Genomic DNA, 14,097 nt, shown 5'->3' with positions numbered 1-14,097 from the left:
TCAAAATATAACACATGAATATGTGTTCATGTGAATTGATTTGCACATTTGTGTCCGCGTCTCACCACGGCCGGGATGCCGCTCCGGGCAATTGCCTTAGCCTGGCTCGGCGACCATTCCCCACGCCTGGCAAGCAGCCGTTGATCTAACATCCAGTGGCAATATCCCCCCTGGGGGGATATGATTTCAGCATGGAAGACATGCATAAGCACACCACCCATCCCGACCTGGTGAAGCGGCTCAAGCGCGCCGAGGGGCATCTGCGGCACGTCATCGGGATGATCGAAGGGGGAGAAACCTGCCTCGACATCGCCCGCCAGCTCGCGGCGGTGGAAAGCGCGGTGACGGCGGCCAAGCGCGTCCTGATCCACGACCACATCGACCACTGCCTGTCCCATGACGAGGACTCCGTTCTGACCGAAATGAAGGCGCTGACCAAACTGCTCTGAGGCCGTCCGATGCTCTCCGTGCTGAAGAACCGCACCTACCGCCACCTGTTCACCGCCCAGGTGATTGCGCTCGTCGGCTCCGGCCTGATGACGGTGGCGCTCGGCCTGCTGGCCTACGAGCTGGCCGGCGCGGATGCAGGCGCGGTGCTCGGGACGGCGCTGGCCATCAAGATGCTGGCGTACGCGGGGGTCGCGCCGGTCGCGCAGGCCTTCGCCGACCGGCTCCCGCGGCGCTCGCTGCTCGTGGCGCTGGACCTCGTGCGAGCGGCCGTCGCGCTGTCCCTGCCCTTCGTCACCGAGGTCTGGCAGATCTACCTGCTGATCTTCGTTCTGCAGGCGGCGTCCGCCGGCTTCACGCCGACCTTCCAGGCCACCATCCCGGACATCCTTCCCGACGAAGAGGACTACAGGAAGGCGCTGTCGCTGTCCCGGCTGGCCTACGACCTGGAAAGCCTGATTTCCCCGATGCTGGCCGCCGCGCTGCTGACCGTCATCAACTTTCACAACCTGTTCGCAGGAACGGTGCTCGGTTTCCTCGTTTCAGCCGCTCTCGTGGTCAGCGTGCGGTTGCCCACGTCCGTCCCCGGCCGGCGCCGCGGCATCTGGGAGCGAACGACGCGCGGCACGCGCATCTACCTCGCCACGCCACGCCTGCGGGGCCTGCTGGCGATCAGCCTGGCCGTCTCGGCGGCAGGCGCGATGGTGTTCGTGAACACGGTGGTGCTCGTGAAGGCGCGTTTCGGCCTGGGCGAAGTCGAGGTGGCGTGGGCACTGGCGGCGTTCGGAGGCGGCTCGATGGTGGCCGCCTTCGTCTTGCCGTCCCTACTGGAGAAAGTAGCCGACCGACCCGCGATGCTCACCGGCGCCGCTGTCCTCGTCGTGGGCACGGCGATCGGCGCACTGCTGCCGAGCTATGTGCTGTTGCTGCCGCTGTGGCTGGTGATCGGCTTTGGCTACAGCGTGGCGCAGACGCCATCCGGCCGTCTTCTGCGCCGCTCGGCCCACGCCGAGGACCGTCCAGCGATCTTCGCGGCCCACTTCGCGCTGTCGCACGCCTGCTGGCTCATCTGCTACCCGCTGGCCGGACGCTTCGGCGCGGCCACGGGGCTGCAATCGACGTTCGTCGTCATGTCCTTGATCGGCCTGGCTGGCGTGGCGCTGGCGCTTCGGCTGTGGCCGGCCAGCGACCCGTCGGACTTGGCCCATGACCATCCGAACCTGTCGGCGGATCACCCCCACTTGCGTCAGCACGCGAACCAAGGCGGGCACCATCACGTGCTGGTCGTGGATGACTTGCACCGGATCTGACCGAAAGGATAGGCCTCACGGGACGCGGTAAGGGCTGTTTCGCACCAAGGCTAGTCGTCGCTGTTGTCCTCAACGATGTGGATGGCCATGTCCAGCAGCACCTGGCTCACGTGCTTGTCCGCTACCTCATAGAAGATCTGCTTGGACTGGCGCACGCCCCTGACCAGACGGGCTCCACGCAACAGTCGAAGGTGATGGCTGACCAACGACTGCGAGAGTTCGACGGCTTCCGCGATGTCGCTTACCGACGTGGACCCCTTCATGCAGCACAGCATGACCTTGAGCCGCGACGGATCGCCCAGGAGCCGGAAAGTCTCGGCCAGGATGGTCACGTCATTCTGTGACAGGGAGGCCAGATCGGTGCTTGGGCCCTTCGGTGGGGCACTGACTGGTTTGCGTGGAGTCATCTCTCAAAAATTCCTACCCTCGAACGGCTGTTCGTGCCCTTCAGGATCAACGAGGCTGCGACCGCTTGAGCGCGCGCACAGCCCGGGACCAGGGCGAGCCTGGCGACCAAGGCCCCTCGTTTCCCCCGTGCGCCGGGCCATTTCTGAAACCTGACAGTACCCGAAAAAAGCGCTTGACCTTCCCACGATGGTAAACCCCAAGCTCCCCCCGTGTCGAATATCAACTATGGGAAACAACCATGAGCATGCCAATAACGAGTGATGCTCGTGCCACCGCAGCAGCGATCAGCCTACCCATCGAGGGCATGACCTGCGCGAGCTGCGTCGGCCGAGTCGAGGCCGCCCTGGCCAAGGTGCCGGGCGTGGACAGCGTTTCCGTCAATCTCGCCAACGAGCGGGCGGACATCCGCCTGGCCGGTCCTGTCGATCGCATCGCGTTGATCCAGGCGGTCGAGAAGGTCGGCTACGACGTGCCGGCTGGCACCGTCGAACTGGCGGTCGAGGGCATGACCTGCGCCTCCTGCGTGGGCCGCGTCGAGAAGGCACTCAAGGCCGTGCCCGGCGTCACCGAGGCCACGGTCAACCTCGCGACCGAGCGTGCCACCGTGCGCGGCGTGGCCGCCGTGGCGGACCTGATCGCGGCCATCGAGAAGGTCGGCTACGAGGCCAACCCGGTGGATACCGGCGCGCAGGCCGACGAGGAAGCCGCCGAGAAGAAGGACGCCGAGCGCGCCGAACTCAAGCGCGACCTGACCCTGGCCGCCGTGCTGGCGCTGCCTGTGTTCGTGCTCGAAATGGGCTCGCACATGATTCCCGGCATGCATGAGTGGGTGGCTTCCACCATCGGCATCCAGCAGAGTTGGTATCTGCAGTTCGTGCTGACCCTGCTGGTGCTCGCCATTCCGGGCTGGCGCTTCTACGAGAAGGGCTTCCCGGCGCTGTTCCGCCTGGGTCCCGACATGAACTCGCTGGTCGCGGTCGGCACGGCCGCGGCCTTCGGCTATTCGATGGTCGCCACATTCGCGCCCAGTCTGCTGCCGGCCGGCACGGTGAACGTGTACTACGAGGCGGCCGCCGTCATCGTGGCGCTGATCCTGCTGGGCCGCTTTCTTGAGGCACGGGCCAAGGGCCGCACCTCCGAGGCCATCAAGCGCCTGGTCGGCCTGCAGGCCAAGGAGGCGCACGTGCTGCGCGACGGCCGCATCGTGGACATCCCGATCAACGACGTGGCGCAGGGCGACATCGTGGAAGTGCGCCCCGGCGAGCGCGTGCCGGTCGATGGTGAAGTGACCGAGGGCCGCAGCTTCGTGGACGAGTCGATGATCACCGGCGAGCCGATTCCCGTCGAAAAGGCGGAAGGCAGCACCGTGGTCGGCGGCACCGTCAACCAGAAGGGTGCGCTGACGCTGCGTGCCACCGCCGTGGGCGGTCAGACCATGCTGGCGCAGATCATCCGCATGGTCGAGCAGGCGCAAGGTTCCAAGCTGCCGATCCAGGCCGTGGTGGACAAGGTGACACTGTGGTTCGTGCCCGCCGTCATGCTGGCCGCCGTGCTGACCTTCTTGGTCTGGCTGGTGTTCGGCCCGTCGCCCGCGCTGTCCTTCGCGCTGGTCAATGCCGTGGCGGTGCTGATCATTGCCTGCCCGTGCGCCATGGGTCTGGCGACGCCGACCTCCATCATGGTCGGCACGGGCCGCGGCGCCGAGATGGGCGTACTGTTCCGCAAGGGTGAAGCCCTGCAACTGCTCAAGGACGCCAAGGTGGTGGCCGTGGACAAGACCGGCACGCTGACCGAGGGCCGCCCGGTCCTGACCGACCTGGAGATTGCCGACGGCTTTGACCGCAACCAGGTGCTGGCGAAGGTCGCCTCTGTCGAATCGCGCTCGGAGCATCCGATCGCACGCGCCATCGTCGAGTCGGCCGTGGAAGGTGGCATCGCGCTGCCGACGATGACCGACTTCGATTCGGTCACGGGCATGGGTGTGCGTGCCACCGTGGACGGCGCGCGTGTCGAGGTCGGTGCCGATCGCTTCATGCGTGAGCTGGGTTTGGACGTGAGCGGCTTCGCTCGCACGGCCGAGCGCCTGGGCAATGAGGGCAAGTCGCCGCTGTACGCCGCGATCGACGGCCGACTGGCCGCCATCATCGCGGTGGCCGATCCGATCAAGTCCAGCACGCCCGTGGCCATTGCCGCGCTGCACCAGCTCGGCCTGAAGGTGGCGATGATCACCGGCGACAACGCGCGTACCGCGCAGGCCATCGCCAAGCAACTGGGCATCGACGAGGTGGTGGCCGAAGTGCTGCCCGAGGGCAAGGTCGAAGCCGTGCGCCGCTTAAAGGCCACCCACGGCCAGATCGGCTACGTGGGTGACGGCATCAACGATGCGCCGGCGCTGGCCGAGGCCGACGTGGGCCTGGCGATCGGCACCGGCACCGACGTGGCGGTGGAGTCGGCCGACGTGGTGCTGATGTCCGGCAACCTGCAGGGTGTGCCCAACGCCATCGCGCTGTCCAAGGCCACCATCGGCAACATCCGCCAGAACCTGTTCTGGGCGTTTGGCTACAACACGGCCCTGATCCCGGTAGCTGCTGGCGTCCTATACCCCGCATACGGTGTGCTGCTGTCCCCAATTTTCGCGGCCGGAGCGATGGCGCTGTCCAGCGTGTTCGTGCTCGGCAACGCGCTGCGCCTGCGCCGCTTCCAGCCGCCGCTGGCGGCGGATACCGCTCATTGAGAAAGGAGGAACACCATGAACATCGGTGAAGCATCCAAGGCCTCGAAGGTCTCGGCCAAGATGATCCGCTACTACGAGCAGATCGGCTTGATTCCCCCGGCCGACCGGAACGATTCGGGCTACCGCGCCTATAGCCAGGACGACGTACACCGGCTGCACTTCATCCGGCGTGCGCGCGACCTCGGCTTCTCGGTGGCCGAGATCACGGACCTGCTGGGACTGTGGAACGACAAGTCGCGCCAGAGTGCCGACGTCAAGCGCCTGGCGCAGCAGCACATCTCCGAGCTGGACCGGCGCATCGCGAGCATGTTGGAGATGGCCGAGACGCTCAAGGCGCTGATCCGGTGCTGCGCCGGCGACGAACGGCCCGACTGCCCGATCCTGCACACGCTGGAGCAACTCGATACCAGCGACGACGAGCCCGAAGCGCGCACCGGCGCCGTGCCACGGCGTACAAGTGGCAACGCAGCGGCAACGAAGCCGCGTGCGCACTGAGCAGCCGGGAGAGACATGCCCAAGATCACCGTATTGCCCCATCCTGAACTGGCGCCCGAGGGCGCCGAGCTGAACGTGCCGGTCGGCACCTCGATCTGCGAGGCGCTGCTAGACAACGGCATCGAGATCGAACATGCCTGCGACATGAGCTGCGCCTGCACGACCTGCCACTGCATCGTGCGCAAGGGGTTCGATTCCCTCAACGAGGTCGAGGAGTGCGAGGACGACCTGCTTGACCGGGCCTGGGGGCTAGAGGCGCAATCGCGCCTGAGCTGCCAGGCCATCGTGGCGAACGAGGACCTGACCGTCGAGATCCCGAAATACACGATCAACCATGCCAAGGAGAACCACTAGGACCCAGCGTGCCGCCGCGGGCGCGCCGGCCTGCGGCGGGGTTGCTCTGGCAGACGGAGGACTGACGGCGTTGCAGCCTGACGACCGACCCGCGAGCCAGATGTCTACACCCCCTTGCACCACCGCCGGTTAGGCTGGAAATGTCGTCAAAGTCCTTCAATCCGTGATAGTCGGCGCTGCGGCCGGCCCGTGAAAAGTCCCACAGGAGAAGTCCAGCATGTCTGCGCCCAAACAAGCCACGCTCTACCGGATGGTCATGCCCGGCCATACCTGCCCCTACGGGCTGAAGTCGCTCGATCTGCTCAACCGCAAGGGCTACGAGGTCGAGGACAAACACTTGGCGAGCCGCGAGCAGACGGATGCGTTCAAGAAGGAGCATGGCGTCGAGACCACGCCCCAGGTCTTCATAAACGGGCGGCGCGTGGGCGGCTACGACGACCTGCGCAAATTCTTCGGCATGTCCGTGAAGGACAAGAACGCCGTGACCTACATCCCTGTGATCGCGCTGTTCGCCATGGCGGCCGCGATGGCGCTGGCGGCGAGCTGGGCGGCCTTCGGCCAGCTCTGGAGCATTCAGGCGGCAGAGTGGTTCGTGGCCTTTGCCATGTGTCTCCTGGCGCTGCAGAAGCTCAAGGACGTGGACGGCTTCGCGACGATGTTCCTCAACTACGACCTGCTGGCCAAGCGCTGGGTTCGGTATGCCTATTTCTACCCGTTCGCGGAGGCCATCGCAGGCGTCCTGATGGTCGCGGGCGTGGGGATGTGGGTGTCGATTCCGTTGGCGCTGTTCATCGGGACCGTCGGGGCCGTGTCGGTTTTCAAGGCGGTCTATGTCGATCGCCGGGAACTCAAGTGCGCCTGTGTGGGCGGGGACAGCAACGTGCCGCTGGGCTTCGTGTCCCTGACCGAGAACCTGATGATGGTGGCGATGGCCCTGTGGATGTGGGCCAAGGTCGCCTACCTTGGGATGCACTGAGCGCCGCGCCAGGTACGGCACAGCGCACGTGCTCGCATCGGCCGTCCTGTGTGCAGGCCGGCCACGACGCGGTGTTACTACGCGCGCGGCGGGAAGCCAGCTTCGCTCAGGGCCGCGGCGATCTGCTCTTGCGAGGCCGAGGTCTGGACCTCGACACGGCGGGTCGGCGGGTCCGTGACGATCTTAGCGTTGGGGTCGATCGTTTGGATCGTTTTCGTAACGGTGCGGGCGCAGCCGCCGCAGGTCATGTCTTCGAGATGGAATTGCATGGAAAACTCCTTTCGGGTTTGGGTGTTTGAAGTCTGGTCCTTGCCAAGGTTGGAAGGTCAAGCGCTATTTGCATCCCCGCTACACCAATCGGCCGAATGCTCATAGGGGCAAGGCCGTGGTGCTCTTTACCCGATCCAGCACGAAGCTTGTCTTGCAGTCCTGCACGCTGGGGTGCTTGAGCAGCGTGTCGAGCACGAAGCGAGAGTAGTGAGCCATGTTCTTGACGACCACCCGCAGCAGATAAGGCGTGTCCAAATCCAGCATCGTCGCCGCCGCCTTGGCGTCCTGGCTGTCGCCGGACGCGGCCGACCAGCGCGAGGCAGCCATCGCCAAGCGATTGGATCGGCTGTCGCGCCAAGCCGAGCGCATGGAGCGCGATCAGAACATCGCCATCGAAACGCTGGCTCTGTTCATCCGCTACTACCTCACCGTCAGCACGCCGGTTCCCGAAGCGCACCAAGAAGCGGCCCGCGCGCAGGGCAAGGCGCGATTCGAGCAGTTCACCGAGCAGCTTGGCCGCCACCTGATGCGCGGGCGCAGCCTGGCGCGTGACGTGGTGGAGGAACTGCACCCCGACCCGATGCGGATGGAGGACGCAGCGGCAGCCGCTCAAGCACGGGAGCGTGCGTCATGAGCGCCGTTCCCCAATCCATGAGCGCCACGTCGCTCGACCGGCGCATCCAGATGCTGCGCACGGCAATGGGGCCGCTGAACGCCACCGCGCTCGAAGACCCCGACGTCGTGGAAATCATGCTCAACCCGGACCGCACCCTTTGGGTGGATCGCCTGTCTGTAGCCACCTCGCATCCATGGCAGTGTTCGCTTCGGGTCGAATAGGGGCCCTAGCATTCCTGATCGCGTCGTCGGCGCCAGCTCGTCTGCTTTCGGCCGGAACCTACGCGTATGCTAGCAATCACAGTCCACAAAACCTTGTGGCGATTCAACTTGAATGGACTGCTATGCGCCAGCTTTGGATTGAAGACGAGTGATGTGGTCGAAGGCAGCGAGTTTCGCCTCCGCTTGAGACTTGTAGTTGCGGCGAGCGTGCAGGACAGTTGAGTCGTCTAGCGCAGCCAAGGTACAGGCCCATTCTCCGCCGCGCGGGTAAACGGTAATGCGGAATCCATCCGAAGTGATATGCGGATTCCCCTTTGCCGAAACTTTCCACGCACGCGCAGTCCAACGCTTGCGCTTTGCTGCGCGGCTTTTCATAGAGGCTTCACGGGCTCGCGAGGCCGCCAGGTCGCCTTCCATGTGGCCGGCACATACACACCCAACCTCGAGAACGTTCGGGTAATCTGGGTGCTCCATGTGATGGACGTAGCGGATGGTTTGCGACTCGCACATCTCGCAATCGATCTGCGGCTCTCCAAGATCCTCAATATCTACGCAAGTCCAGCCGCGATGCGGCACTCCGGCTACAGACCACTTGCCTCGCCTATGCGCGACCAGCTCTTATTCTGTCAGAGGATTAGTTACTGCCATAGACCCTGACTACCTAGTAGCCGGACCCTAGAGTCCGGTCAAATGAATTATTCACAGCGCACCTTGTGGCAGGCTATCCCCTGATACCGCTCGATCTTATGTCCGCTGCGTCCGGGTATCAAGCACATGCATACCCCCACCACGAACAGGGCGGGAGCGAGCCCTTCAGCGGAGGTCTCCCTGGAGTCGAAACTGGAGGCTAGCATCGCTCGGGCCGAAACCTGCCTCAGTGCCCGCTTCTGGCCAGAACCGGACGTTCTGCACGAGTAGCGAGCATGTCTGCAGAGAGATGGCGGTTAGGTGGTCGGGTCCCGACGCTGTACCTTACTTGGCTCCAGCGGGCTGATCCGACGAAGCGGTGGTTGGGGCCTCGGCCAGTTCAGGCGAAATGAAGTTGGCATGCACCAAGGCAAGCTGCCCACCTTCAGCAGCGTAGTACTCGGTGACCCCGCAGTTGGGCACATCGCCTTCGCGGTCAAGGTCGAGGATGGCATCCTCGTCCATGCCTTCTAGAAGGTATCGCATGCAATTCACAATCACTTGGTGCGCGACGATCATCACGCGTGCACCGGCGTGGTTCCGTTGGAGATCCCCGACAACGCCGCGTAGCCGCAAGATGACATCACACCAGCTTTCTCCGCCCGGTGGGCGAAAGTAGAACTTTCCAACCAGCCGTCTCTGCGCGGCCAGTTCCGGGAAGGTAGCGACGATGCCACTGGAGGTGTAGCGGTCCAGAACGCCGAACTCCTTCTCACGCAGGCGCTCATCAATGATTAGACGGTGGCCAGGGCCAAGCGCGTCGGCCACGGCTTGGGCGGTCTGCCTTGCACGCATGTATGGAGAAGTCAGCACGATTTGCGGGCGTTGGTGCTCGGCAAGTCCCAGTACCCAAGCACCCAGTGCTTGCGACTGGCGCTCCCCCAGCGAGGAGAGAGGCACGTCCGCGTCGCGGTGTTCCAACTCGATTAAGGTGATGTTATTTGCCTCAGCGTGGTCTCGCGCAACGTTTCCGGCGCTTTGGCCATGCCGTACCACCCAGATCCGCTCTGGCCACCGCGCGGCAACCCCCTCCATCGCACTGTTCTGCTGCATATCAATCTCCCGCTTATCTGTCCGGGCGTTGTAGCGGGCATAAAGTCCTGCAAACGACTGGGTTGAGACATGGTTGAGACCTTGTCGACGACCGAGCCACCTTATCCCCGCTTGACGAAAAGCCGATGTCCGCTGCAAGCGCTCCCTTTCGCAGCGAAGCGCTATGCCTTTGCCTAAGCCTCCACATCGCGCATTGTTAGCGCCGTTTCAAGGCCGGTTTAGTGTCGGCTGCATCGGGCACATGCGCGGCGCAAGAAGGAAGTTCTGTATGTCATTGGGGGAGAGCGCGACACTGTCATAGCATTCGAATTGACTGCACCCCAAGCGAAACCTTTCAACTTTGAAGTCTTCCCGAGCTGCTTCAATGCCCTCCCCCAAGCGAGAGCTGAGCTAGTCGCTCATCGATTCTTAACCGCGCCAGATCCAACCCCGTGTCATCGTTGGCGTAGGGTGAGCCAAACAACGGGACCTCTACCCACCAGCATTCCTGACCGGGGTGTACGTAAGGCGCATGATCGTCTAGCAGAAGGGCCTCCCCGGCGTGAGATGTAACAAATCGCAGGTCCTTAGTTGGTCCGTACCATGAAACGTAGTGAAGCTTCCCAAACCAGCTCGGGGCCACACCCTCCGCCACGAGAAGCCTACAGATTTCTCGCACTCTTGACTCCGGAACAGTCGTAAAGAGTACTAGCTGACTGAACTTGATCCGCATCGCTTCCAGGAACGCGAACAGGCCAGGGCGTGGGATCTGGCTGACCGCATTTGAGATCAGCGTTCCTTCTAGGTCCATTGCAAGAATGGTTGGTCTCATACATCCCTCTGATCTTTAGCCAGACCTGCACGAAAGTCAGACCGCTTCAGGTGCGCATGAACAACAGTCAGCAGTACGACCGTATTCCAGCGTCCATGGTAAATGGCACCCCTTGCCTAGGTGCTGACGTGCTGCCCATCCAAGTAAGATCGCACATCCCGAAGTTCGCGCAAGCCTCCGCGACAAATAAAATCCAGCACGGTGTTACCAGCAAACATGGGCGCCATGTTAGGTCGCCTTATCCAGCCATCCGCCTGAACGGGGTCAGGCAGAAGGATATGAAGAGCTTTGTAAATGCCGAGTAGATAGCTAATCCGCACCAGGACCTCGGCATCGATATGCTCGTAGGCCCCTCGCGCCCATGCCTCATAAAAAGCATCGGGTGGGCTTCCAAGCAAAGCTCTCTGCTGAGGTCCGGACAGTTGCCATCGCGCAGCGAGGTTGAAGAACGCTCTCAATGCTGAGCCTGAAAGCTCTTCGCGACTGAGCTCATCTGTAGGGATGGTCATCATGTACTCATCTTCCAATCAACCTCCCTTAGAGGCACATCGTGGCGCAGCACAACCCCACGCCTACAGGTGCGCCGACATCTCTTTCAACAGTCGGCAGCATGCCCATGCTAGCGCAATCCACAAACTGTATTGCGTACTAAATCATCTGACATGCCAGCCGCTGTAGCAGCATGCATATCAGATGATCTGATACGTGATCAGATAATCTGCGCCCCACAAGCAAGAAGATGTGCTCGCTGTTTGCAATATGAAAGAGAGTGAGTGATGCTCGCCTACATGGTGCCCTTGTCGATACAAACGCTAGCACTTCGCGCAACGACTCCTGACCAGCTCGCCGAGCAGGTGGCGGAGGAGTACGGGCTCTATGTCCGGCTCTCAGAAGTGTGGATGCTGCTTGGCTACAACAGCATCAGCGCGGCCAGGCGCGCGGCGTATGACAACCGCCTGGGAATAGCAACCTCGACCATTCCCGGCAGGAAGGGGCGCATGATCCGATCCAGGGATCTCGCCCAATGGTTGTTCAATGCATCACGCGGCGCAGATCCCGTAACCAGTCGGCGGACCGCTCAATGATCCCAATCTGCCCATGGAGGTCCTCCAGATGAGCTAAGAAGACTCTCTGGGGCAGAAAAGACAAACCCCGGCTGGCAGGCCGGGGTCTGTTTAAGGCGCAGCGATGAGAACCGCTATGCCGAATCTACCCCCTTACCCCGATAAGAATCAACCCCTAGGCATTCCGGGAGGGAGGCGGCTGCCCGCCTCCCAGTAGATAGGCAGGGTTCCATGAATCAAGAAGAACTGGCCCAGCGTCTGCGGGAGCATGAGGGCCTAACTGTCGAACAGCGACAGCACATCCTTGAGATGGCTAGCTCGAGTCCAGCGCGGAAGCCAGGAAAAGGCGCGCTGAACAACGTTGTGACCCACTTCAACTCAGTCAAGTGTGGCCAGCTCATCACGCTGGAGAGTCATACCGTTGAACATATGTTCGCGCTGACTCTGGAGCTGGATCCGGATGTGCTTGGCTACTTCCCGCAGGTTGCCTGTAAGGGAGTGAGACTTGGCAATCATGTAAGGAGCGGCACCTTGGATTTTCTGGTCGTCCGCACCCGTCGCATTGAGCTGGTCGAATGCAAGGCCGGCTCCGCTCGTGACAGCTTGCTTGCGGCAAAGTCCGGTGAATGGGTCGACGTCGATGGAAATCTTCAGAACCTTGCCTATGGCCCTTGGGCAAGGCAGCGCGGCATGGAGCACGTCCTGTGGCTCAGTCCCTCCCGCGTCGACACGCCACTCCGGAACCTGCAGGTCATCTATAACGAGGTGCGTATGGTACCCGCCAACGAGGCTCAAGCCTTGGGCAGACGCATCCATGCGCATCTCGCCGACGGCCCCAAGAGCCTCGATTGGATGATCGAGACTATCGAGGGATTCAACGTGAGCCAAGCGGCGCTTCTGCTTGGAACCCGCTGGGCCTTCGGTCCAGTTGAGCATGTTCCGCTCACGGACACGAGCAACTTCTTTTTGACCTTGAATCAGGCTCAGGCTATTGAGATAGGAAGCAACTTCTTTGAGGTTGCCAGGCACTCTCGCAATCAACTGAACTCTGCGTTCGCAACGGCGACGCTAGTCGACGCCACCAACGCCGAAAAGCGGCTCGCATTGATTCAATCCGCGCATGCGAAGGGTACAGCCGTCCCCAAACACCTGCGTGAGATAGCGCGGAAGGTGATCGAGGCGCGAAGCAGAGGTGACAACGAACTCGAGCAGTGCCTTACCAGGTTTCATGCAAGCGGAAACCGAATGAGCCGGCTTACCCCCGTTCAGGAGAAGCGGACGGCTGAGGCAATTCGCGCATACGCCGCAGGCAAGTATTCACAGAAGAAGGACGCATACGCTGCGCTCAAGGAGGCCTGTGAATCTGACGGCGAGTCGCCACAGAGCCGCCAGGCCTTCGAACGCAGGCTCGCTGATCCGCGCCTGGAGCTGCGTAAGGTCCTTGCAACGCAGGGAATGCGTGGCTACCAAAAGCAACGGCCGCGCTCGGACGCGCGCGACCGGTCGGGTACAGCCTTAGCTAAACATGCAGTCCTGCACGTGGACAGTACCAAAGTCGACGTGAGGGTGGTGAGCGACGATGGAATGGAAGCAAGCGCAGAGTCCCCTCTGATTTATCTAGGGACAGATGAGGCGACTGATCTGCCGATGGCGCATTCCATTGTCTTCGGGCCAGCACGGCGCGATGGTTTGGCCATCCTGATACGTGACTACGTCCGCAGACATGGACGACTGTTCAACAGCATCTTTGTCGATCGAGGAACGGAGAATCAGTCACACTTTCTCACTGCTCTGGCTTTGCGATATCAGTTCTCAATCCATATCTGCCCAACGGCAGGTTCGAGGTTCAACTCGGACGTAGAACGCTACTTTGGAAGGTTCAATTCCCAGGTCAGCCATGAGCTTGTCGGTAGCACCGATCCCGACAAGGCGGGCCGAGGCGTGGATGGGAAGTTCAAGAGCTACAAAACTGCCAAGCACCGCTTTGAAACCGTTCATACGGTTGCCAGGGAAACGCTTTATGAGCACTTCCCGAGCGTCCCTGTACAAGGCTTCGCAAGTCCGGCCGAACGGGCAGCCCACGCAGATCTTCTCTTTCCTAGTGCCGGCCTGCACGCATTGGTTGACGAAGAATTCCTCTTCAGAACCGCGATCCCGCACAGCAATAACAAGTATGTACCCGGACGAGGGTTCGAGGTGAATGGTCGGTACTTTCACTCCAATGAACTGAGGGAGCTCGACGCGTCATTCGATGTTGAGCAGCTTCGAACAGACCCGGAGGACCCGAGCTTCATCTGGGTTAGGACGAATCGTGGACTGTTCAAGGCGTTCTGCAACTTGATCGGGCCTCTAGCTAATTCCACCCTGATTGAGCGGTCATTCAGAGGTATGTATGACCAGCTCTACGCGCCATCGCTCCGCGAAGCAAAGCAGAGCGCGAGGCACGCTCAGGCGATGCGTACGGCAGCCGCGAACGCGAAGCCCAACACCGCGGCTCAACCCAAGCCGGGGGAGGCGGACTCCAGTAGCCTCCCTTCTCAATCAAATGACGCTCTTGACGAGATCGCTCTGCGCGGAATCAAGAAGCGAGCGATGGATGACTTTGACGATATTGAGTCGCCGTAGCTTGTGCAATTGGGGGCAAGCCCGCG

Annotated in this window: 13 protein-coding genes and 2 pseudogenes; 10 read left to right on the top strand and 5 right to left on the bottom strand. The window is 62.1% G+C overall.

The annotated features are described in order from the left end of the window. Window positions 1-191 precede the first annotated feature (191 nt). A complete protein-coding gene (locus tag VG543_RS07365; protein WP_019396551.1) occupies window positions 192-449 on the top strand; it encodes a metal-sensing transcriptional repressor in 258 nt (85 codons plus the stop codon). A gap of 9 nt (window positions 450-458) precedes the next feature. Then, window positions 459-1,757, top strand: coding sequence for an MFS transporter (locus VG543_RS07360; protein ID WP_149909468.1), 1,299 nt, complete (start codon window positions 459-461; stop codon window positions 1,755-1,757). Between the two features lie 50 nt (window positions 1,758-1,807). Here VG543_RS07360 and VG543_RS07355 read toward each other — a convergent pair whose 3' ends face one another. Further along, window positions 1,808-2,164, bottom strand: a complete 357-nt coding sequence (locus VG543_RS07355; protein ID WP_049462207.1) for an ArsR/SmtB family transcription factor — start codon at window positions 2,162-2,164, stop codon at window positions 1,808-1,810. 239 nt (window positions 2,165-2,403) lie between these two features. On the opposite strand from VG543_RS07355, the gene VG543_RS07350 reads away from it, so the two are divergent. The 4 genes from VG543_RS07350 (at window position 2,404) to VG543_RS07335 (ending at window position 6,724) form a co-directional block, all read left to right on the top strand. Continuing rightward, on the top strand, window positions 2,404-4,899 hold the full coding sequence (locus tag VG543_RS07350; RefSeq protein ID WP_134950776.1) for a heavy metal translocating P-type ATPase: 2,496 nt from the start codon (window positions 2,404-2,406) through the stop codon (window positions 4,897-4,899). A 15-nt stretch (window positions 4,900-4,914) separates the two neighbouring features. After that, window positions 4,915-5,394 carry a Cu(I)-responsive transcriptional regulator gene (cueR, locus tag VG543_RS07345; RefSeq protein WP_049462209.1) on the top strand — a complete coding sequence of 160 codons (480 nt, stop codon included), beginning with the start codon at window positions 4,915-4,917 and terminating at the stop codon, window positions 5,392-5,394. A 15-nt stretch (window positions 5,395-5,409) separates the two neighbouring features. Beyond that, a complete protein-coding gene (gene fdx / locus VG543_RS07340; protein WP_008786744.1) occupies window positions 5,410-5,748 on the top strand; it encodes an ISC system 2Fe-2S type ferredoxin in 339 nt (112 codons plus the stop codon). A gap of 217 nt (window positions 5,749-5,965) precedes the next feature. Beyond that, window positions 5,966-6,724 (top strand): MauE/DoxX family redox-associated membrane protein, encoded by a 759-nt coding sequence (locus VG543_RS07335; protein WP_049462210.1) that lies wholly within the window; start codon window positions 5,966-5,968, stop codon window positions 6,722-6,724. Window positions 6,725-6,801: 77 nt separating this feature from the next. Here the strand turns inward: VG543_RS07335 and VG543_RS07330 are convergent, their stop codons facing one another. Both VG543_RS07330 and VG543_RS07325 read right to left on the bottom strand, forming a co-directional pair. Beyond that, the gene (locus VG543_RS07330) at window positions 6,802-6,993 is read right to left on the bottom strand and encodes a heavy-metal-associated domain-containing protein (protein ID WP_049462211.1); all 192 of its coding nucleotides are present in this window, start codon (window positions 6,991-6,993) and stop codon (window positions 6,802-6,804) included. A 100-nt stretch (window positions 6,994-7,093) separates the two neighbouring features. After that, window positions 7,094-7,210, bottom strand: coding sequence for an Lrp/AsnC ligand binding domain-containing protein (locus VG543_RS07325; RefSeq protein ID WP_239684509.1), 117 nt, complete (start codon window positions 7,208-7,210; stop codon window positions 7,094-7,096). Between the two features lie 28 nt (window positions 7,211-7,238). Here VG543_RS07325 and VG543_RS07320 point away from each other — a divergent pair. Both VG543_RS07320 and VG543_RS07315 read left to right on the top strand, forming a co-directional pair. Next, a pseudogene (locus tag VG543_RS07320) lies at window positions 7,239-7,628 on the top strand (CopG family transcriptional regulator); the annotation flags it as partial. Further along, window positions 7,625-7,786 (top strand): annotated as a pseudogene (locus tag VG543_RS07315) (P-type conjugative transfer ATPase TrbB); the annotation flags it as partial. The pseudogenes VG543_RS07320 and VG543_RS07315, both read left to right, overlap by 4 nt. Window positions 7,787-8,803: 1,017 nt before the next feature. Here the strand turns inward: VG543_RS07315 and VG543_RS07310 are convergent. Both VG543_RS07310 and VG543_RS07305 read right to left on the bottom strand, forming a co-directional pair. Next, entirely contained in the window at window positions 8,804-9,571 is a 768-nt protein-coding gene (locus VG543_RS07310; protein WP_134950774.1) for a histidine phosphatase family protein, read from the bottom strand. Window positions 9,572-10,498: 927 nt separating this feature from the next. After that, entirely contained in the window at window positions 10,499-10,894 is a 396-nt protein-coding gene (locus VG543_RS07305; protein ID WP_134950773.1) for a hypothetical protein, read from the bottom strand. Between the two features lie 264 nt (window positions 10,895-11,158). On the opposite strand from VG543_RS07305, the gene VG543_RS07300 reads away from it, so the two are divergent. After that, window positions 11,159-11,467, top strand: a complete 309-nt coding sequence (locus VG543_RS07300; RefSeq protein ID WP_049462213.1) for a hypothetical protein — start codon at window positions 11,159-11,161, stop codon at window positions 11,465-11,467. Between the two features lie 210 nt (window positions 11,468-11,677). Further along, entirely contained in the window at window positions 11,678-14,071 is a 2,394-nt protein-coding gene (locus tag VG543_RS07295; protein WP_223224733.1) for a transposase, read from the top strand. The last annotated feature ends 26 nt before the right edge of the window (window positions 14,072-14,097 follow it).

Source organism: Stenotrophomonas sp. CASM101 (assembly GCF_049384845.1).
GTDB lineage: Bacteria > Pseudomonadota > Gammaproteobacteria > Xanthomonadales > Xanthomonadaceae > Stenotrophomonas > Stenotrophomonas hibiscicola.
The sequence above is the reverse complement of the archived record's forward strand: the minus strand, read 5'-3'. Positions and strand labels throughout refer to the sequence as shown.